Source organism: Dyadobacter sp. 676, from assembly GCF_040448675.1.
Lineage (GTDB): Bacteria > Bacteroidota > Bacteroidia > Cytophagales > Spirosomataceae > Dyadobacter.
On sequence record NZ_CP159289.1, the window covers coordinates 77,476 to 98,165 of the forward strand.

Annotated in this window: 22 protein-coding genes and 2 pseudogenes; 12 read left to right on the top strand and 12 right to left on the bottom strand. The window is 52.3% G+C overall.

The window, feature by feature from the left end:
• Positions 1–30: 30 nt before the first annotated feature.
• The 4 genes from ABV298_RS00405 to ABV298_RS00420 form a co-directional block, all read right to left on the bottom strand.
• Positions 31–735, bottom strand: coding sequence for a response regulator transcription factor (locus ABV298_RS00405; protein WP_353720235.1), 705 nt, complete (start codon positions 733–735; stop codon positions 31–33).
• Positions 732–1,841 (bottom strand): sensor histidine kinase, encoded by a 1,110-nt coding sequence (locus ABV298_RS00410; RefSeq protein WP_353720236.1) that lies wholly within the window; start codon positions 1,839–1,841, stop codon positions 732–734. Before ABV298_RS00410 ends, ABV298_RS00405 begins: the two co-directional genes overlap by 4 nt.
• Before the next feature lie 141 nt (positions 1,842–1,982).
• On the bottom strand, positions 1,983–2,777 hold the full coding sequence (locus ABV298_RS00415) for a type II CAAX endopeptidase family protein (protein WP_353720237.1): 795 nt from the start codon (positions 2,775–2,777) through the stop codon (positions 1,983–1,985).
• A gap of 112 nt (positions 2,778–2,889) precedes the next feature.
• Positions 2,890–3,540: an HD domain-containing protein gene (locus tag ABV298_RS00420; protein WP_353720238.1), complete on the bottom strand. Its 651-nt coding sequence runs from the start codon at positions 3,538–3,540 to the stop codon at positions 2,890–2,892.
• A gap of 453 nt (positions 3,541–3,993) precedes the next feature.
• Here ABV298_RS00420 and ABV298_RS00425 point away from each other — a divergent pair, with 453 nt between their 5' ends.
• The 5 genes from ABV298_RS00425 to ABV298_RS00445 all read left to right on the top strand — a co-directional run bounded on the left by ABV298_RS00425 (position 3,994) and on the right by ABV298_RS00445 (position 10,323).
• Positions 3,994–4,707, top strand: coding sequence for an NEW3 domain-containing protein (locus ABV298_RS00425; RefSeq protein ID WP_353720239.1), 714 nt, complete (start codon positions 3,994–3,996; stop codon positions 4,705–4,707).
• 4 nt (positions 4,708–4,711) lie between these two features.
• Positions 4,712–5,719 (top strand): ABC transporter ATP-binding protein, encoded by a 1,008-nt coding sequence (locus tag ABV298_RS00430; RefSeq protein ID WP_353720240.1) that lies wholly within the window; start codon positions 4,712–4,714, stop codon positions 5,717–5,719.
• Entirely contained in the window at positions 5,673–6,680 is a 1,008-nt protein-coding gene (locus ABV298_RS00435) for an ABC transporter permease subunit (RefSeq protein ID WP_353720241.1), read from the top strand. The genes ABV298_RS00430 and ABV298_RS00435 overlap by 47 nt, the downstream gene beginning before the upstream one ends.
• Positions 6,681–7,111: 431 nt before the next feature.
• Entirely contained in the window at positions 7,112–8,197 is a 1,086-nt protein-coding gene (locus ABV298_RS00440; RefSeq protein WP_353720242.1) for a glycosyltransferase family 4 protein, read from the top strand.
• A gap of 2 nt (positions 8,198–8,199) precedes the next feature.
• Positions 8,200–10,323, top strand: a complete 2,124-nt coding sequence (locus ABV298_RS00445) for an amylo-alpha-1,6-glucosidase (RefSeq protein WP_353720243.1) — start codon at positions 8,200–8,202, stop codon at positions 10,321–10,323.
• Positions 10,324–10,328: 5 nt separating this feature from the next.
• On the opposite strand, the gene ABV298_RS00450 is transcribed toward ABV298_RS00445, so the two are convergent.
• From ABV298_RS00450 to ABV298_RS00470, 5 genes are all read right to left on the bottom strand, one after another.
• Positions 10,329–11,099, bottom strand: coding sequence for a metallophosphoesterase family protein (locus tag ABV298_RS00450; protein ID WP_353720244.1), 771 nt, complete (start codon positions 11,097–11,099; stop codon positions 10,329–10,331).
• A 57-nt stretch (positions 11,100–11,156) separates the two neighbouring features.
• Positions 11,157–12,005 (bottom strand): arsenite methyltransferase, encoded by an 849-nt coding sequence (locus ABV298_RS00455; RefSeq protein ID WP_353720245.1) that lies wholly within the window; start codon positions 12,003–12,005, stop codon positions 11,157–11,159.
• A 60-nt stretch (positions 12,006–12,065) separates the two neighbouring features.
• Positions 12,066–12,398, bottom strand: a complete 333-nt coding sequence (locus ABV298_RS00460; protein ID WP_353720246.1) for a metalloregulator ArsR/SmtB family transcription factor — start codon at positions 12,396–12,398, stop codon at positions 12,066–12,068.
• A 128-nt stretch (positions 12,399–12,526) separates the two neighbouring features.
• Positions 12,527–13,339 carry an AraC family transcriptional regulator gene (locus ABV298_RS00465; protein WP_353720247.1) on the bottom strand — a complete coding sequence of 271 codons (813 nt, stop codon included), beginning with the start codon at positions 13,337–13,339 and terminating at the stop codon, positions 12,527–12,529.
• Positions 13,340–13,394: 55 nt separating this feature from the next.
• Entirely contained in the window at positions 13,395–14,366 is a 972-nt protein-coding gene (locus ABV298_RS00470) for an aldo/keto reductase (protein WP_353720248.1), read from the bottom strand.
• Between the two features lie 362 nt (positions 14,367–14,728).
• Here ABV298_RS00470 and arr point away from each other — a divergent pair, with 362 nt between their 5' ends.
• The 4 genes and pseudogenes from arr (at position 14,729) to ABV298_RS00490 (ending at position 16,795) form a co-directional block, all read left to right on the top strand.
• Entirely contained in the window at positions 14,729–15,166 is a 438-nt protein-coding gene (arr, locus tag ABV298_RS00475; RefSeq protein WP_353720249.1) for an NAD(+)--rifampin ADP-ribosyltransferase, read from the top strand.
• A gap of 113 nt (positions 15,167–15,279) precedes the next feature.
• A complete protein-coding gene (locus tag ABV298_RS00480) occupies positions 15,280–15,711 on the top strand; it encodes a DUF6194 family protein (RefSeq protein ID WP_353720250.1) in 432 nt (143 codons plus the stop codon).
• Between the two features lie 185 nt (positions 15,712–15,896).
• A pseudogene (locus ABV298_RS00485) lies at positions 15,897–16,364 on the top strand (cyclic nucleotide-binding domain-containing protein); the annotation flags it as partial.
• Between the two features lie 62 nt (positions 16,365–16,426).
• Entirely contained in the window at positions 16,427–16,795 is a 369-nt protein-coding gene (locus ABV298_RS00490; protein WP_353720251.1) for a glyoxalase, read from the top strand.
• Positions 16,796–16,818: 23 nt separating this feature from the next.
• Here ABV298_RS00490 and ABV298_RS00495 read toward each other — a convergent pair whose 3' ends face one another.
• The 3 genes from ABV298_RS00495 to ABV298_RS00505 form a co-directional block, all read right to left on the bottom strand.
• Entirely contained in the window at positions 16,819–17,187 is a 369-nt protein-coding gene (locus ABV298_RS00495) for a nuclear transport factor 2 family protein (protein WP_353720252.1), read from the bottom strand.
• 78 nt (positions 17,188–17,265) lie between these two features.
• Entirely contained in the window at positions 17,266–17,661 is a 396-nt protein-coding gene (locus ABV298_RS00500) for an antibiotic biosynthesis monooxygenase (RefSeq protein WP_353720253.1), read from the bottom strand.
• Between the two features lie 16 nt (positions 17,662–17,677).
• Positions 17,678–17,812: a hypothetical protein gene (locus ABV298_RS00505; protein ID WP_353720254.1), complete on the bottom strand. Its 135-nt coding sequence runs from the start codon at positions 17,810–17,812 to the stop codon at positions 17,678–17,680.
• A gap of 123 nt (positions 17,813–17,935) precedes the next feature.
• Between ABV298_RS00505 and ABV298_RS00510 the strand changes: the two genes are divergently transcribed.
• The 3 genes and pseudogenes from ABV298_RS00510 to ABV298_RS00520 all read left to right on the top strand — a co-directional run bounded on the left by ABV298_RS00510 (position 17,936) and on the right by ABV298_RS00520 (position 20,652).
• On the top strand, positions 17,936–18,814 hold the full coding sequence (locus tag ABV298_RS00510) for a helix-turn-helix domain-containing protein (RefSeq protein WP_353720255.1): 879 nt from the start codon (positions 17,936–17,938) through the stop codon (positions 18,812–18,814).
• Between the two features lie 181 nt (positions 18,815–18,995).
• Positions 18,996–19,572: pseudogene (locus tag ABV298_RS00515) on the top strand (DapH/DapD/GlmU-related protein).
• A 15-nt stretch (positions 19,573–19,587) separates the two neighbouring features.
• Positions 19,588–20,652, top strand: a complete 1,065-nt coding sequence (locus ABV298_RS00520) for an NAD(P)-dependent alcohol dehydrogenase (RefSeq protein ID WP_353720256.1) — start codon at positions 19,588–19,590, stop codon at positions 20,650–20,652.
• Positions 20,653–20,690: the final 38 nt, after the last annotated feature.

Below are 20,690 nucleotides of genomic sequence, written 5' to 3' on the forward strand. Positions count from 1 at the left end.
GGGGCCTTTGACGAATCATACCGGCCCGTATTATATTTTCAGGAGTCTCAGGAGCTCTTCCCTGAAACTGCTGCCTATCGGTATTTCCGTGCCGCACATCTCGATCATATTGCCTTTGATCGCCCTCAGCTTGCCGAGGTTTACAATATAGGACCGGTGCACCCGCATAAATTGGCCGGGTGCCAAAGCATGGTTCAATAGTTTCAAATGCGAGCCAGCGAGCATTCTTTTGCCATTTGTGAGGTAAATGGAACAAAAATCGCGTTCGCCCCGAATGTAGCATATGTCGTCGAAGTCGACTTTGACCAACCGGGTGTCCTGCCTGATAAACAGGTACGAGGCGGGCTCGTAGCGCGCCGCCGGCCAGTCATTTCCGGCTATTCTCTCCCGCACCTTTTGTACAGCCTGACAAAAACGCTCGAAAGTGACAGGTTTCAACAGGTAGTCGACTGCATTCAAATCAAATCCCTCTACCGCATATTCGGAATAAGCGGTAGTGAAAATAACCAACGGGGGCTTCTGCAGGGAACGCAGGAATGTTGTGCCGGTGACCACGGGCATCCGTATGTCCAGGAATAGCACATCGACCGGAAACCCGTTCAGTGCCTTGTAGGCCTCTGCGGCATTTTTGCACATTGCCTGCAAATGCAGGCCCGGCAACTGCCCGATATGCGATTTTAAGATATCACGGGCGATGGGCTCGTCGTCCACCACAAGGCAGTTGATTTTTCTCATAGGATATCGATGAACAATTTAACGCGATAAATACCTCCTTCCTCGGCGGCCTCGTAGCGGTACCGTCCGGGATAATAAAGGTCGAGGCGCTTCCTGAGATTTGGTAACCCGATCCCCTCTCCTTCCCGCCTCACCGTGCCGGGGCTCGCCGTGTTGTCCAGCGTTGCCCGCAGGTGTCCCCGCTCCACATCGAGCGAAAAGCGGATGTAAGCGCCGGGTTCATCCGGACAAAATTTAAATGCATTCTCGACCAGCGGTATCAGCAACAACGGAGGCATGATATATTCGGAAGAATCGGTGTGGATGCGGGTTGTTACCAATGTATCATTGAGTCTTATCCGTTCCAATTCGATGTAGTCCTTCAACAACCCGAGCTCCATGCCGATTGCCAGCCGGTTGTGCCCCGTTTCGTAAAGCATATAGCGTAGCAATGCGGACAATCGCGCTACCAGTTCCGCAGACAGTTGTGTTTCTTCCCGCAAAATAAGGCCGTAGATATTGTTCAGGGAATTGAACAAAAAATGCGGATTGATCTGGGATTTAAGAAAAGCGGATTCAAGTTCGGCATTGTTTTTGGCGAGCTCCAATGCCTTAACCTGACTGCGCCAGCCGGCCAGCGCCAGTTTGATGCATAGCGGAATGCTTAGTGTAAGCAACAGAAAAAAAGGAGTTCCCATGCTCAACAACCGCTTCAACACGATGTTGATCAAGCCGGATTGGAGCAATTCGTAATATCCGGCCTGGCTTTCTTTCAGAACGGAAAGGCAATTTCCGCAGGACCGGACGATCAATTGCTCCGCAGCCGCATCCAGAACCGTGTAGCAAAAGAGTATCGCCACCATACTCAGCACCACGGCAAACTTCCTGCGTTTTTTGACCAGCACGGTAACCGGCCCCACGATTACGTAAAAGGCGGCGGCAATCAGGCTGGTGTTCAGCAGAGCGGACACCAGCAAATATTCGACCGGAAATCCCGAGTAAACATTGAAACTGATCAGGGTCAGATAAAAGCGCAGACCCAAAAGCAACAGCCAGAACAACACATGCAGGAGCACCCGCTGCAACGGCGTAGGGTCAAGCAAATTGAATCGGCTCCGGATTTTCATATCCAAAATGTACGAACTCCTGCTGAAAAAAGACTGCCGTCGTCAGGCAAGCGATAGTCATTGCCGGCTATTGTCGCGTGTAAACCGGCGGCCATTGCAAGCGACTTCCCCCCGAAACATGCCTTTATTCCGTTTCATTGCTCAAAATAATTCCTTCATCTTTCGGCTGGCGTCGAGGTTGGCCAGCACCGCAATCGCTATCAGCGTCACCACGATATACGGCCCTACGATGTTAGCGAAATTATAGCGGTCCGCGTCGCCGGATATCTGAACCAAACTCCGGCCCATGTTACCGGCGGCCGCGCGGGGAACGAGCGCCTGAACAAAGTTCCAGCCCGCATGCAAACCGATCGGCAACGCAAGATGCTTCGTTTTTACATATGCCATTCCAAATAATACGGAGCCGAGCCCTGTTGTGAGAATAGTGGTTAAAACCGAAAAAAAATCCATCCCCGCATGCACGTGCATGAACCCAAACGGAATGGCTATTGCCACCTGCGCTTTCCAGGTGCCATAATTGTCCAACATCGTTTGAAAGGGATATCCCCTGAACACAAACTCCTGGACAACGGAAGACCACAGGCAGCTCACAAAAACGACCATAATGTAAACCGGGTCTACGTCGCGGTTAACCTGCCAGCCATCACCTGTCAGGAACAGCGTAATAGCGGCGGTGGCAAGCAGCATCCCGCAGCCCGCAAAAATTCCGGATAACCCCTGCAGCCAGTGGCGCCGGGTCTTGGGCAGTAAATGGAGTTGGGCGAACTTTCGTTCCTCCCATCGCAGGAGCAACCAGCTGTCCGCAGCGGAAACCAGAAAAAAGAACCAGAAATCGTTCAGGAACGGCACCAGGCCCGCGATTTGCATTGCCGCTCCCATCACCGTGAAATACAACACCACTTTGGTCCACGGGAAGTCGTTAAGGATAATTTTCATAACCGGATTTTTTGATACAAAGAGCAGCAAAACGTCGCGGATGAAAAAATTAAGTCGACCGGGCTACTGTTTTTTTCTGCAAGGGCCGCAATCCGGGCAACGAAGCGTCCCCTTACTCACTCCAGGGCGATTGCAGAATAGCGTCGCAAAAATTCCCTGGTTGAAAATCCGGCATCATGAATGCGCAGATATCGGCGTTCATGTTACCATAAGTGGTATGCGGCTTGTGCCTGAAACCCTCGAAGAAAGTAGGGATTATCGTTGCCTTGAACCCGTTTCTGGGAAAAACACCGACGATTTCCTTACGGAGGTGTTCGTCTAACTGCTCATATCCCCTGCCCACCACATCGAGCGCAACTCCGTAGTTCAGCAAAGCCACTTCCGCTTCTTTATGCTCCGCAATCCCGGGACTGGTATGCAATGCGACCGCGTCCCAAACCAGTTGGAGTGTCGGTTCGGGCAGTCCGTGGCTCCTCAAAAAGTCGCGTGCGGCGTTTGCCCCATCCACTTCGAACCGGTAATCCGCGCTGCGGTAATGCGGCGTCAGGCCCAGGTCGTGAAAGACAGAGCTGATGTACAGGAGTTCGGCATCGTAACGGCGCTGACTTTGTTGCCCTTTCAGGCAAGCGAACACAAATGAACGGAGCGAATGGTTGTAGAGAAATTCGGTACCATGGTCGAGAAGCAGTTCAATGGCCTGCCTGGCCGGCGTGCTGTCGGGGATTCTTACGCCGGCGACAGTTCGGGGGATGCGGATATTCATGATTTTCCGGATTTATTCATTAATACTTAGACTGCAACCGGCAACGCCGGGGTTTAAGTAAGCCCGATGGGATGCCTCTTTACAAAGATCGGCACGGCTATCCTGCGGTTGCTTAAACTGGTTTAAGAAAGATATTTCGTGCCTGTCGGGTAATAACCCGAACCACATCGATACCCAAAAATTCCGGCCCGGACTTTTGAAAATTTACCTGTTTTTTTAATTTGCGCGCCCGTCAGTCGCGGCCCGGGCCGAACGGAGGTCCGGGTTTCATTCTTTAATAAATAAAACTTAGTAATAACTTTTGTTTGTTAAACTATGTCAGTTTTTTGTCCAATTTTTAAAAAGCACAACATTTGCCTTATTTGCGGTTTGCTTTTCCTGGTCGGACTTACCGCAAACGCACAATCTCCAACTTCAAACAAATCCGACGAAAAGTCCTCCTTCAAATCAACCTTGTTCAACCTGGAAGCCGCCGCAAACGAGACGTTTCGTTACTCGGCGACACTTCAGAACGGTTCGGGCGAATCCAGGTACTACGCATTAAACGCCAAATTGCCCGCAGGATGGTTTGTCACCTTCCGGACAATGGGCAGCCAGGTCACCTCCCTGCTTCTCGAAGCAGGAAAAAGCCAGGAGGTATCCATTGAAATCAATGCAAGCCCCTATTCCAAGCCCGGTAAGTTCGAAATACCCGTAACGGCCACATCGGCCAAGGATACCCTCAGGCTTAATCTGGAAGCCGTATTGAAAGGGGCATACGGCATTGAGCTCACTACGCCGTCGGGACGCCTCAGCGAAGACGTTACCGAGGGCAGTGTGGAAGAAATCATATGCACCATTAAAAATACGGGAACACTGCCCCTCGAAAATGTAGAGCTAACAGCTCAAACCCCTCCGAAATGGGAAGTTACTTTCCAACCATCCAAAGTTGAACGTATAGACCCGGCCGGCTCGGTCGATATAACGGCTACCGTGAGGGTCCCGGACAAAACGATTGCCGGCGATTATGTCTCCACTTTCACAGCCAGGAACCAGAATACGAGTGCCAACGCGTCTTTCCGGATCATGGTTAAGACGTCGCTGCTGTCAGGCTGGTTTGGTATCCTGGTGATTTTACTGGCTGTCGGCTTGGTGTATCAATTGATCAGAAAGTACGGTAGACGATAAGTTTATGGAAAATCCTGTCATTGATTTGAAGGGGTTAACCAAATGCTATGGTTCGTTCAAAGCCGTCGATAACCTGAACCTAACGATCGGCAAGGGCGAGATATTCGGCCTGCTGGGCCCCAACGGCGCGGGTAAGACTACGACCATCCTCATGATGCTCGGACTCACCGAACCTACTGCGGGCACGGCTACCGTTTGCGGCTTTAATGCCACGACCCACCCGATCGCGGTAAAACGGAAGGTAGGTTACATGCCCGACAGCGTTGGCTTTTACGATAGCATGACCGCCCTGGACAACCTGATCTACACCGCCAGGCTGAACGGCATTCCGGGCGCCGAGGCCGGCAAGCGGGCGCTGGATTTGATGAACGCCATCGGACTGGGCGCGGCCACGGACAAAAAAACGTCCGTTTTTTCCAGGGGAATGAAGCAAAGGCTCGGCCTGGCGGAAGTGCTGATCAAGCGCCCGGAGGTGATCATCCTGGACGAGCCCACGCTCGGCATCGACCCCGCGGGTGTAAAGGAGTTCCTTTCGCTGATCCGTCAACTCAGCAGGGAACAGGGACTGACCGTATTGCTATCCTCGCACCACCTGCATCAGGTGCAGCAGGTATGCGACCGTGTAGGCATATTTGCCGGCGGAAAAATGCGGATGGAAGGCAATATCGCCAACCTCTCGCAGAACCTATTCACCAGCGAACCATACACGGTAACCGTAACGCTCAAAAACCCCCTGCCCGAATCGTGGGAACACGCCGCGGAGCTGCGGGCAGTCGACGGTGTAAAACAATTCGCGATTACCGAAAAGGTGATCGAGATCGCCTGCGTTTCCGACGTCACTCCCGATATCGTACGCTTCTTTGTAAACGGAGGCCACGATGTGATGGGTGTCCACAAGAGGGAATTCGGGCTCGACGAAATTTATCAAAAATACTTTGAGAATAATTTAACCGAAAACAATTCCAATGACAAGTCTCGCAGTATTTTCCAAAAGTATTTCGAGAAAAGGTGAAGCCGCCGCAGATTCGCCCGGACCTTTCCGGGTAATGGTGGCCAAAGAGGTGGCGGACCATATCCGGAGCTGGCGGTTCATAGTACTGTTTACGCTGATCCTGCTGACATTTGCGGGGGCCCTGTCGGTCTCCCTGGGCAATATCAGGAATACGGTTTCGAATGTGCAGGACCCCGACAGTACATTTGTTTACCTGAAACTGCTGACCGCCACCGACGGCAATATGCCGCCTTTCCATGTGTTTATGAACTTTCTCGGGCCGTTACTCGGCATAGCGCTGGGTTTCGACGCGATCAATTCAGAGCAAAACAACGGGACGCTCATACGTCTGATGGCACAACCGGTGTACCGCGATAATCTGATCCTCGCCAAGTTTGCCAGCGCATTGCTCATCGTAGCCTGCCTTTTCACGGCCCTCGCCCTGCTGATGATCGGTGCCGGTCTGACGATCACCGGGGTATGGATCGAACCGGCAGAGGTCTTACGCATCTTTGGCTTCATCTTCATGACCGTCATTTACGTGGGCTTCTGGCTGAGCCTGTCGATATTATTCTCCATCCGGTTCAAACAGGCGGCCACTGCGGCACTGGCCGCCATCGGTATCTGGTTATTTTTTACAGTGTTTTACCAGATCGTCGTCAATCTCGTGATCGGCGCTTTCATTCCGAAACAAATCCTGCTTACCCAGGAGCAGATCAGGTACAACGAAATGGCCCTGAATATACTTCGACTGGCACCCAGCCAGCTTTATTCCGACGCGACGACCACGTTGCTCATGCCTTCCGTACGCAGCCTGGGACCACTTACGATGGAGCAGCTGGCAGGAGCTATCCCCTCCCCCCTCCCATTCAGGGAAAGCCTGATGGTCGTTTGGCCGCAGGTAAGCGGATTGCTGGCGGCGACGTGCTTCTGCTTTGCCTGGTCGTATTACCTGTTTATGCGGCGGGAAATCAGAAGTTAAAAGCAGCTTGCTGAAAAACGATTTCCAGGTCTATTTTCGAATAAAAAGCAGTCCTGGCGTGTGCCGGGGCTGCTTTCTGTTTTTCGGGCTGACAAAAGAGCAGCTGGCACAAATTTTGCTTGTCGGCTGGCGTCAAGAATAATATGGCATTGCCAGGATTTGTTTCACGATAAATTTCTGTCAAATGACGATATTTTCAAAGGCACCACACTTGCGGCGGGAATCCTCCCATGCAGCACGGTTGATAAAAAACATCCGCAATTTTCCCGAACGTCTTCTTTGCCGCAAGCCTCCCTGGAACTGTTTTGAACAATTCCGGACCTGACCACGTCCGGATAGCCGCGGCACCGCGCCATTCGTGCTGTGGCATCGTGTCCCTTTCAACAGGGCGAAGCATTTTTATGGATTTTTTAACTTGTAAAACGACGCATATGAAAATCGCACAAATAGCGCCGCTATACGAATCAGTACCTCCCAAATTATATGGCGGGACCGAAAGAGTCGTGTCCTACCTGACCGAAGAATTGGTTAACCACGGCCACGACGTCACCTTGTTTGCAGCCGGCGATTCGGAAACCAGGGCTAAGCTGGTTAGTCCCGTCGGCTCGGCACTGCGGCTGGACCCATCGGTAACCGACCCGATCGCGTTTCATATTATCCAGATGCAGGACGTCGCCGATCTGGCCGGCGAGTTCGATGTTCTGCATTTCCACACCGATTACTTCCATTTCCCGTTCACCAGCACGCTCCCGAAGCCTGTGCTGACAACGCTGCACGGCCGCCTCGACTTGCCGGAACTGCAACATATCTACCGCAGATTCAATCGCCAGAATGTGGTATCGATTTCGAATCACCAGCGGCTTCCCTTGCCCAACGCCCATTGGCTCGATACGGTGTACCATGGCTTGCCCGGGCAGCTCTACAAACCCGGCCGGGGCGACGGCGATTACGTTGCGTTCATCGGAAGGATTTCGCGCGAGAAGAGGCCGGACCGCGCCATAGAAATCGCCGGACGGGCGGGAATGAAGCTCAAAATTGCCGCCAAAATAGACAAGGCCGACCGCCAGTATTATGAAAGCACTATCAGGCCGCTATTGCAGCAGCCACATGTGGAATTCATCGGTGAAATCGGCGAAGACCTGAAAGGGCCGTTTTTGGGCAGGGCAAAAGCGTTGCTTTTCCCTATCGATTGGCCCGAGCCCTTTGGCATGGTGATGATCGAAGCCATGGCGTGCGGCACACCGGTAATTGCCTTCCGGAATGGCTCCGTTCCCGAAGTTTTGCAGGATGGCGTCAACGGGTTTATCGTCGATTCCGTGGAGGAGGCCGTCGCCGCGCTCGACCGCATCGACCTGATCGACAGGAGAGAAGTGAGGCGGTGTTTCGAAGAACGGTTTACCGCGGGCGTTATGACGGCAAACTACGAGCGAATTTATGCGCGGCTGCTGGCGAAACAGCATGGTCCCGATGCATCCCGCTCGCTTAACAGTACCTTTTCAGCAGAAAACGCCGCTTAGTTATGGAAGATCAGATCACATCATTGAATACCATCGATATTTCATTGCTCGACGACCGGACGCAGGTGCTCAATTACCGGGATACATTCGCAATTCTGAACCGGTCGGGTGATATAACAGCGTCGGGCGGGCACGCTTTTGGCATTTACCACAGGGATACGCGCTATATCAGCAGCCTGTCGCTGTCGGTCAACGGTGTCCGGCCCCGGTTGCTGGGCTCCTCCATCAAGGAAGAGAACGAAATCCTGTCTATCGACCTGACAAACCCCACGCTTACCCTGGACAACGGCCTGACGATCGAGCAAGGGCAGATCCACATCAGGCGGAGCCAGTTCCTGCGTTCAGGTTACTTTTATGAAAAAATCCAGCTTCAATCCTTCGCCGGGGACACATGCCCTGTGAAGTTATCGCTCAGGTTCGGCAGCGACTTTTTGGACATCTTTGAGGTACGGGGAATTCAAAGAGAAAGAAGAGGTCTCAGGGGCATGCCCGTTATCGACGACCAGTCAATCATCATGTATTACGACGGCCTGGACGGCGTGAAAAGGACGGCCAGGGTGAGCTTTCCGAGAGTTTTCGAATACGAAACCCAGGTCCCCGCCGCGCATTTCGACTTCGAGCTCCTGCCCGGCAAAAGTGCCGAACTGGACTACTCCATTCAATTCCGGGAGGAGCATCAGACCGACGACGCTTATCCCAAAAGCTATAAAGAAGCCCGGCCGCTGCTTGAACCGGAGTTGCGGAGAACAAGCGCGATGTTCCCCCGCATCGATACATCCAACGAGCAGTTCACGCACTGGCTGAACCGTTCCAAAATCGATTTGATATCCCTGCTGGCCGACACCCCGCAAGGCAAATATCCTTACGCCGGCGTCCCATGGTACAATACCGCTTTCGGCCGCGACGGGTTGATAACCGCCCTGCAAACTCTGTGGGCAGCCCCGGACCTTGCCAGGGACGTGCTCTTTTTCCTGGCAAGCCGGCAAGCCGTGAAGGCTGACCCCGCCGCCGATGCCGAGCCCGGTAAAATCCTGCACGAAACGCGTAACGGCGAAATGGTCGCGCTCAACGAGGTCCCGTTTCGCCAGTATTACGGCAGCATCGATTCCACGCCGCTGTTTGTCATGCTGGCGGGCAGATACTACGAGCGAACCGCCGACAAAGCTACTATTGAGGCATTGTGGCCCAACGTCAGAGCCGCTCTCGAGTGGATCGACCGCTATGGCGACCTGGATGGCGACGGGTTCCTCGAATATCAGCATAAGGCCGAAAACGGGTTGACCAATCAGGCATGGAAGGACAGTTTCGATTCTGTTTTTTACGATAACGGCGAACTGGCCGCGCCGCCGATCGCCATGTGCGAGGTGCAGGGGTACGTCTACGCCGCCAAAAAAAAGGCCGCTGTCCTGGCCGGGGCAATGGGCGAACCGGACCTTGCCGCGGAACTGGAAGAAAGCGCCGGACAATTAAAAATCGAGTTCCACAAGCGGTTCTGGGACGAAGCGCTTCAATGTTACGTGCTCGCTCTGGACGGCAACAAAAAAACCTGCCGTGTCAAATCCTCCAATGCGGGACAGCTGCTGTACACGGGAATCGTTCCCGACCAGTTTGCCGCGCCATTGGCGGCTACGCTGTTAAAGCCGGACATGTTCAGTGGCTGGGGCCTGCGTACCGTGTCGTCCGAATCGGCTCGGTATAATCCGATGTCTTATCACAATGGCTCGATATGGCCCCATGATGTGTCGTTGGTTGCAATGGGCATGGCCCGTTATGGACTTCACCGGGAAGCCTATCAACTGGTAACTTCGCTCTTCGATGCGTCGCTGTTCCTGCCATTGCAACGTTTGCCGGAGCTGTATTGCGGCTTCGAGCGGCGTAAGGGAGAAGGCCCGACCCCGTATCCGGTTGCCTGTTCACCCCAGGCATGGTCGGTAGCGGCGGCCTTTCAGGTCATCGAGGCTATCCTGCTTCCCGGTTTCGACCCCGCGAAGGGAACTCTGACGATCAACGCGGACGGGTTACCCGCATATCTGGATGAGATCCGTGTGAGCGGTCTCAGGGTCGGCACCAGCGCCTACGATGTCCGGTTCAGGAAGGAATCCGGGCCGGAAATTCGGAAGATGTAATGGCGTCAGCCGGTCCTTAACATATTGCCGTAGGCGCTGGGCAACGGACTGGCTTCAACCGCTTTGGCCGCGCGCTCAACGTCGTATTCGAAGCGGACAAACTCTACACCGACACTTTCTTTGTCCCGGGTGTTACTGTCCTCGCCGATGGTCAGCAATACGTAACAGCCACGTGGGTCCTGATCCTTGGGCTTCCCAACCGACCCGATATTGACAGCATGACGGTAACGGTCGCTTCGTCCGTTACCGGAGTTCAATATCCTGTGGTAAGGTTTATGGGTATGCCCGAAACACAGTATATCGGCGTCGGCCTGCTCCATGATCCGCATCATACTTTGCTGGTCCCGGTCTTCGAAAAGGTATTCGTTAACCTTGCGTGGACTGCCGTGTACCAACAGGACATCAAGCTTGCCGGGATTCAGCCGGAACACCAGACGGATATGGGCCGGTAATGTTCTGAGGTACGCCCGCTGTCCATCTCCAATGATTTCGTTGGTATAAGCAATGGACACCTTACCCATTGCTTTTTCCTCATCGGTTTTATAAGCACAGCCGCAGTTGTCGCTGTTGCGGCCGATCCCGAAATCGTAGTTACCGGCAATGGCGGGAATACGTCTTTTACGGATTTCATCGATCACCTCGTTCGGCCAGACGTTATAACCTACAAGGTCGCCCAAACAATAGATCGCGTCGGCATTGCGTGTTCCGACATCGTCGAAGAACGCCTCCAATGCGGGCAGATTGGCATGGATATCGGAGAACAAGGCGATTTTCATTTCAGGTGATTGTCGTCAAATCATATTTTTTGCGGATGCCTTCCGGCAAGCCGGGCTTCAATCGCAACAGCCGGGAGCGCAGCAGGTTCCGGCCGGCCTCAATGGCTTTTCGGCATATACCGTCACGCTGTAAATGCCGGTATTCCCGGCTTTGAAAGCAGCGATACCGGATTCGTCGAGGTAATTGGCCAGAATATCGTCGGGAATAACGATGGGTTTTTCCTTTTGCAGGGTCACGTTGGCGAAGCCGTTCACTTCGATCAGCGCCAGGTATTCGTCCTTTTGAATAGCTCCCGAAACACAGCCGGCATACATTTCCGCGGCCGAGCGGAGGCTGTCGGGTAAATCGCCGACCAATACGATGTCGGAGATACTGAAATGACCGCCTGGCTTCAAAACCCGGAATATTTCCCTGAAAACGCCGTCCTTATTAGGTACCAGGTTCAAAACGCAATTGCTGACAATCACATCGGCGATATTTGCCGACACCGGCATTTTTTCAATGTCTCCCTGCCGGAACTCGACATTATTGAAGCCGCGGGCTTCCGCGTTAAGCCTCGCCCGCTCTATCATCGCCGGAGTGAAATCGATACCGATCACCCTTCCCTCGCTGCCGGCCTCCGCACGTGCGACGAACGCATCGTTGCCCGCACCGCTGCCCAGGTCGATTACCGTATCCCCCGCCTCGATCCTGGCGAACCGGGTAGGCAAACCGCAGCCCAGGCCCAGGTCGGCATCCGGGTTATAACCTTTCAGCTCGGTATAATCGTCGCTCATGATGTTGTATACCTCCGTGGAGCAGCCGCCCGACCCGCAGCATGAAGATTGGTTTGTGTCCTTGTCCTGCAAAGCGATTTCACTGTATTTCTGCCTTACAAGCTCCTTCAATTGTTCTTCGGTTTGCATTTCCGTTTTATTTTAATCGTACTATTGCAATATTGCGATGATTTCGGAAGAAAAAAATTGTTAACAGCAATTCGCTCCTTTCAGGTCTACCTCCCGAAAGAAATTGCTGAACAGTGCATTATACTTGTTCCACACTTTCGGATTAATACAATAGCATACACTTACGCCTTCGACTGTCCCCTGGATGATCCCCGCTGTTTTCAATTCTTTCAGGTGCTGGGAAGTCGTCGCCTGCGCGAGCCCAAGCTCTTCCACCAGATCGCCGCATACGCAGGCGTTCTTTTTCACCAGGTATTGCAGGATCGCGATGCGGGCGGGATGTGCAATGGCTTTCGCCATCAGGGCAAGTTCATTTTGTTCCTTCGTGAATAAATCCGTTTTGGTAGCGCCCATGATTCAGATCCTAATTTCATCGTAATATTACGATTAAATTGGGGTTACTTCCAAATCTTTTATTTTTTTTCTGAATGGAAATCCCTGAGGCAATAAGATATACACGGCTTCCGGTGTTTAAGTCGCGTCTAACCGGGGTACTCACTGGGCGCCTTGCCGAATTTTTTCTTGAATGAATGGGAAAAATGGGACAGGCTTTCGAATCCCAGGTCCAGGTAAATGGCGGACGGCTTTTTATTTTTGGTTTCAATGAGGTGCCTCGCTTCCAGGAGCCGGCGCTCTTGCAGCCAATGCCTGGGAGCCATGCCAAATATCTTTTGAAAATCTCGCTTGAAACCTGCCAAGCTCCTTCCCGTAAGCCGCGCAAATTTTTCGACGGGAACATTATAATGAAAGTTGCTGAGCATAAACTTTTCCAGGTCCATTTTATATGGCTCCGAAAAATCGAACAGCAGCTCTTCAAGCCCCGGTTTGGAATGTATGAGCAAATGTACCGCTTCTTTCACTTTGAGTGTCGCAAGCCGTGCTGTAACCGCCCCCTGCGGATTTCGGATATAGGGAATTACCGATTGGAAAAAAGCACGAAGGAAGTCGTTTGCGGGAATCAGCACATTCGGCGGTCCGGAGTATTTGCGCCCCGTTTCCACTTGCTCCTCAAGGGCAATCGCCCGGAGCAGCTCCTCCTGCAAACAGATAACAATGGTTTCGTAGTCCTGGTCGTCGAGCGGGGTCTTTGTGATTTCCCCCAACTGGTTCTTTTGTATCAAAAGCATTTCACCGGCACCCATGGCGATCTTCTGCGTGGCCGTTTCGAGCGAAAAACGGCCCGAAACCTGCATCACCAGCGTATTATGTTCCATGAACGCCACTTTGTCTTTTCTCTCCTTCGAAAAATAGGAGTAAAAGATGACGCCGGGAAGTATTTCGGTTGGATTTGTCACGAGGTAAAGATATTAAAAGCAGGGCTTTTTAACACCCTGCCTTTGCTTGTTCCCGCTATCGCTGCAGGTAAGTGCTGCCGAGTGTCGCGCCGGGGGCAAAATGCGTGTCAAGTGCAATCATCTCCTCCGGACTGAACGCAATGTCCATGGCCGCTATGTTTTCGGGCAGACGGGACCTGCGGCTCATGCTTACCAACGGCATAATATGGCTGCCCTGGGCGTTCACCCACGCGATCGCCAGCTGTGTGGGCGTGCATCCCTTCTCCTTCGCCATTTGTTTCAACCATTCCACTTTTTCCAGGTTGCGGACCAGATTTTCGCCCTGGAAACGGGAGAAATGGAGACGGTAGTCATCCGCCGGAAGAGGCGGCTCGATATCGCCGGTGAGCAAACCTTCGGCCGTATTGGCAAATGCCACCACCCCGATGCCCAGTTCTTTCGCGGCGGGGAGCAAGTCGGCTTCGATCTGCCTGTCGGCCAGCGAATACCCGATTTCCAGCGCCGTAACGGGATGAACGCTGTGTGCTTTCCGCAATTGGTCGGCGGTGATTTCGGAAACACCCAGGTACCGGACCTTCCCCTCTTTGATCAGCTCGCCGACGGTCCCTATCACGTCCTCTACGGGAACACTGTCGTCGAGCCGGCAGGGTTGATAGAGGTCGATGGTATCGATCCCCAGCCGTACCAGTGAATAGTTGATGAAATTTTTGATCGCGATGGGACGCAGGTCCAGTCCAAGCCATTGGCGGTTGTAAAATATCGCCCCGAACTTGACGCTGATAAAAGCATTGTCGCGCCGGCCCCGGATCGCTTTCCCGACTAACAGTTCGTTGTGCCCGGCACCGTAAAAATCACCCGTATTCAGGAAGTTAATGCCCGCATCCAGGGCGCTATGTATGGTTGCAATGCTCTCCGATTCATCACCGGCGCGACCTCCCCATACGGGCGACATACGCATGCAGCCTAATCCCAGTTTTGAAACAAGTGGCCCGTTCTGGCCCAGGTTTATTTTTGTTATCGTCGTCATCTGTTTTGATTTTTAACGATACAAAATTGCGCTCAGATCCGCCTTGACCGATTTCCTGCACGGCTCATTTTACTTGTCTGTATGGATCAAAATCCGCTGGTCGGGGCATCTTCCCGCGCCCGTTTCAGCCGCCGAAAGCTGACCAAACGCCCCGCCCGAAAAATCCGGAATTCGTATGATCCGGATTTTTTGGAAAAGCGGGCATTTGTTATTTATCTTTGTAACTAAGATAATTACTTACAGAGATATTCAAGAAACGGAGCGGAAAATCTAGCCGTCGACTCGCATTCACCGCCAACAGAACGCCATGAAGGCTATAACACAATGGAAAACAGTGAATTAAACGATAAATCAAAACCACGATGGACAAAACCGGAACAGTACACGAAACACCTGTTTATAACCCTTTTTCCCAAACCTTTTTCCACGGGACCAAAGCGGATTTAAAAATCGGCGACCTGATAGAAACCGGTTTCAATTCGAATTTCATCGATAGAAAACTAAAACATATTTATCTCTCCGCCACCCTGAATGCGGCCATCTGGGGCGCGGAGCTCGCTACTGGCGAGGGGCGTGAAAGAATATACCTCGTAGAGGCCACGGGCCCGCTGGAAGACGATCCGAACGTAACCGATAAAAAATTCCCGGGTAACCCTACGATGTCCTACCGTTCCACGCATCCTTTCAGGGTAATCGGCGAAGTTACGGTATGGCAAAGCCATTCCCCCGAGCAGATCAAAACAATGAAAGACGGGCTGGAAAAGCTGAAACAGCAGGGAACCCTGGTGATAGAGGAGTAAAAAATTGACGGGACCCGCCCTTTCCGAACCGAAATTATCCTTTTCATAAAGAATAACTACTTGCAAAAGTAAGCCGAAGCGGTCAACTTAGCATCCGCGAAACCATTACAACTATGCAACTGTCGGAAATAAGAGACCGGATTAAAGCCGGATACGAAAATGTGCGGGAGGTTGAAGCCAACGGCGACTACTTCTTCATGTACCGGGACGAAGAAAAATTCCCTTTTGCGACGATCGTCACGAGCGACAACGATTTTGACAGCGTGTCGAACCTCAGCCGCGAAGGGTTTTACAGAATCAATATCGGCATTGACAAGGCTACGTTTCACAGCTTGTTCGGCTCAGTACCTGCGAAGCCGGGAATCGGTGGGTACGTCGATTCCGGTATTGACTTTACAAAAGAAAACCAATTGTTCCCGCATCCGTTCTATGGGAGTATGTATTGGGTGAGCATGGTAAACCCGTCGGAAAGCAGCTATCCGCAGCTCAAAGGGTTTCTGGATTATGCCTACGAAAAGGCCAAAAGAAATTACGAAAAGGCGTAGCCTCCGTAATTACAGGATAACCTGCCCCACTGTGCCATAGGAGCGGCAACATATAGCCGTAGTCGGGGAATATATCACAAACACTATGTATGCGGAAATTTTGAGGGCCACGGGCAATTACCTGGATGACGAAGTAAGGCTCTTCGAAAAAGAGGTTACCGTGCGGGAAGTCCAAAAAACGCGAACTTCTCCTTCGAAAGGGCGAAGTTGCGAGGTCGGTATATTACCTGCTGGAAGGGGCCGTGCGACAATACGACATCCTCTCCGAAGAGGAACTCAACGTGATCGATCTGCATATTCCCGGCGAATGGTTCCTTAATTACGAGAGCCTCGTCGCTCAAAGCCCTTCCAGGGTTTTCATCGAAGCGTTCGCCGACTGCCGGTTCATCGAGCTCAGCCTGGAAACAGTGCATTACCTGACGGGAAAATCGATTGCGTTTTTGCAACTCAACAGGATTCTGGAAGGAGCATTCGGGAGAATGCAATTTTTCGATCGATCCATGACACCTATGGAAAAATACGCTTTCCTGCTCGACCACCGGCCCCGGCTGATCCAGGCGTTTCCCCTGAAAACGATCTCTTCCTACCTCAAAGTAACTCCCGAAACGCTTAGCAGGGTCAGAAAGGCGGTTGCAAGCGGCGGCATTACTTGATTTCGATCAAGATGAATGCCGGAATCAATGTTTTACTTTTGATGTAAACTATCGAAAACCTTATGGAACATAAAGCATTGTCTATCCGCCCGTTTATCGGAGCCGCCGATTTCGAGGTATCCAGGGCCTTTTACCGCGATCTGGGCTTTGAAGAAGTGGTATTGACGCCCGTCATGTCCCTTTTCAAAACGGGAAATTATGGTTTCTATCTGCAAAATGCCTTCAACCGCGACTGGGTCGACAATACAATGGTGTTCCTAGAAGTAGAGGATGTCCGGCGTTTTTGGGACGGGCTCGTAAAACTGGACCTTCCTGCAAAATACCCAAATGTGCGGCTGACACCGGTCCGGGTTGATCATTGGGGACGGGAATGTTTCGTTCACGACCCTTCGGGAATATTATGGCATTTCGGGGAGTTCTTCGCGAAATAGTACCCGACGGGTATCCTGCTTCGTTACCGTGCAATTTTCGTCTGCCCTGCCTTAATGACGAAAGCCCTCAATTCGGCCATTTTGCCGTCCCTGAACCGCCAAACGTCGCAATACGCGTAGTCAGCCAGCTCCCCGGTTTCGTCTTTCATGCTAATTTTGCCGAGAGCCGTAACAAAATCGCCCTCCGCGATCAGGTTTTCGACTATGAATCGGGGCGGCTCCGCGTACGCGATCGCCATGTACTGCCGGACCGCTTCCTTTCCCCGAAGCGTTTGGTCGCCCACAAATGTCCATTCGGTGTCGTCACTGCAGAACGCGAGAAAACCTTCATGGTCCCCGTTGATAATCGCTGCATTTGCCTTTTCGAGTATTGCCTTGTTGCCTGGCTCCATGCGGTATTTCGGTTTACGTCGATTGAATGAGGTGCACATGCACCGGGCCTATTCAAACCCGGGCGCTCCGTGTCCGTGCTATTTCTTTTCAAAGATATCCGGCTTGGCCCCAAATGCAATCGGATCCACATCTATAAGCTGCAATGATTTTACCATTTTGAGCGTCCCGGTTTTGTATTTCTGAAAATGGGGCGTTTTCAAATGGGCCTGATAAGCCTCCTTACTTGCATAGATTTCCAGAACCGTGACACGGGTAGGATGGTCTTTGTCATACATCGCATACAAAGTCAGCACTCCGGGTTCCGACGCGATTGCGGCCCGGGTATGCTCGCGGATAGCTGCTTTGTAAGGTTCGAGGTAGGCGCTGTCGATCTCGATTTTCGCTACGCGCACCATCCACTCTTTCTGCTGGCCGAACGCCGGGGGCATCGCGGCGCCAGCCACTAACAACAGGCTGATCAGGAAAATTTTCATCCGATGGGTCGTTAAATTATTGGTGATATTGCTTTTCCGAAAACTTCTCCATCCAGTCCACCACTTTGCCATCTAGATTTTTCCGAATGGCGATATGGCTCATACGTACAAATATCTGGCCCGCGCCGCCGTTACAAATAAAGATTTTCAAACAATCTTTTAAGATTTTCAAACCAAATGCATTCAAGGGCTGCTTTCCCGCACACCTTACCGATTGCATTCCTATTTTTGCAATGATTGTGATCGGAGTTCATGCAATTCTTAATTTTACGGTATGGAGAATGTCAGGCATCGGCCGGTATCGGAGTTCAACAATGAGTTGAAACTAAAAGGGTTCAACGTCTTTCAGATCGAAGAGGACGGCCATGCGACGCGCGTGTACAGCCGCAAGGACTTTTACAAGATCTGTTTGACAACCGGGAAAAGCAGGGTCCATTATTCCGACAGGAGTTTTGAAACGGATGGCACCGTGCTGTTTTTCGGAAACCCGCATATCCCGTATTCGTGGGAAACGCTCTCGACCAGTTATGTCGGCTATACCTGCCTGTTTTCCGAGGAGTTTCTGACGGTCGCCGAGCGTACGGGGAGCCTGCAACAATCGCCGCTTTTCAGAATCGGCGGAACACCCGTCCTGAACATTTCGGAAAAACAGAGGCAGTTCCTTAACACGCTGTTTCAACGGATGATAGAAGAACAGAAGACGGATTATTCGTACAAGGACGATTTAATGCGCAATTATATCAACCTGATCATCCACGAGGCGCTCAAACTGCAACCGTCCGAAAACTACAACCAGCAGAAAAACGCCGCAGGCCGCATCACGTCGGTATTCCTGGAATTGCTGGAAAGACAATTCCCTGTCGAAAGCGCCGACAGGCCGTTGCAGTTGAAAACGGCACAGGACTATGCCACAAGCCTGAATATGCACGTCAACTATCTCAACCGGGCCGTAAAACAGATCACCGGCAAACCTACCACTGTCCATATTACCGAACGGATCTTGGCCGAGGCGAAAGCGCTTTTGCAGCATACCGACTGGAACATTTCGGAGATCGCCTACGCACTCGGTTTCGAATACCCCACCTATTTCAACAACTTCTTCAAGCGCATGACGGGTACAAACCCCAGGGCACTCAGAATGGAAGCGGTTTGAAATTCTTAATAATTGGTTTGATTGTCTTTATCCCTTCCTCTTCACTACGTGATACATTTGTTACAGATTCGCCGACATGAAAATTTATGAAAAAGACGTAACTGCACAGAATGTTAGGCATAGGGGCGATCCGAAAATTCCGGTGAATCCCGGGTGGATTTTTGAAACAAAAAATCATCAAATGGAAAGCAATAGCAAAGACATTTTCGCCCGCATGCGTGCCGGTGAACCTATGCGGAAAGACGATCCGGGTTATGACGACTTTGGGCAGGTAGTGGCACGTACGATCCGGCTTTGCGCGCAAATGAATGCGGATGCCACCGATACTAATCAGGTGCGGGAGCGGTTAAGCGAGATCACCGGCAGCCCGATCGACGAAACGACCACGATATTCCCGCCGTTTTATACCAACTTCGGCCGTTTTACCACGCTGGGGAAAAATGTGTTTATCAAGGGTGCCTGCTCGTTTCTGGACATCGGAGGGATCACTATCGAAGACGATGTGCTGATCGGCCCGCGCGTCAATATCACGTCCGAAAACCATCCGCTGGACCCGTCCGGCCGCAAAACACTGATCCTCGCACCCGTGCACATCAAACGAAACGCCTGGATCGGCGCCGGGGCAACTATTTTGCCGGGCGTGACCGTCGGGGAGAATGCCGTAGTGGCTGCCGGAGCGGTGGTAAGCCGCGATGTGCCCCCCCAACACAGTAGTAGCAGGCATACCGGCAAAAATCGTTAAAGAAAACATAGCATAACCTACCATTAACAACATGATAGAAACAACAGCAATAAAAGCCTACGGAACGCACGCAGCCGACGCGCCATTGAACCCGCTTAATATCAACCGCAGAAAACCGACCGCGCACGACGTGCAGATCGAGATTCTCTATTGCGGGGTCTGCCATTCCGACCTGCACACTGCCCGAAACGAATGGCACGGCACCGTTTACCCATGTGTTCCCGGTCACGAGATCGTGGGGAAAGTCGTGAGCGTGGGCGACCACGTGCATAAATTTAGAGTCGGCGATCTTGTGGGCGTGGGCTGCATCGTAGATTCGTGCCGTGAATGCCAGTATTGCCAGGACGGCCTGGAACAATACTGTGAGCCTGGCATGACCGGCACCTATGGTTCGCCCGACAAATACCTGGGTACGCAAACCTACGGTGGCTACTCGGAAAGCGTGGTAGTGGACGAAAACTATGTACTGCGCATTCCCGAAAACCTGGACCTGGCGGCCACTGCGCCGTTGCTATGTGCAGGCATCACCACCTATTCACCGCTTCGCCACTGGAATGTGGGCCCCGGCAAAAAAGTAGGGATTGTGGGTATGGGCGGATTGGGCCACATGGGAATCAAGATTGCCAAGGCAATGGGTGCTCATGTGGTCGCATTCACCACTTCCGAGTCCAAATTTGCCGAGGCACAACGCCTGGGCGCCGATGAGGTGGTTTTATCCAAAGACAAACAGCAAATGGCGGCCTACCGGGGCACGTTGCACTTTATCCTCGACGCGGTGTCGGCCGAGCACGACATCAATGCTTACCTCAACCTACTGCGCGTAGACGGCTCGCTCGCGCTGGTGGGGGCACCGGAGCACCCGCTTCCCGTAGCGGCTTTCAGCGTAATCATGGGACGCAAAAGTTTCGCGGGCTCGATGATCGGCGGCATTGCGGAGACGCAGGAAATGCTCGACTTTTGCGGCAAACACAATATCGTCGCGGATATTGAAATGATCGATATCCGGCAGATCAACGAAGCCTACGAGCGATTGCTTAAGGGGGATGTCAAATACCGTTTTGTGATTGACCTGGCTTCTCTTAATAACAATAACTGATCCCGCGGACATTTTCACTGGCGAAAGGCCGGTTGTAG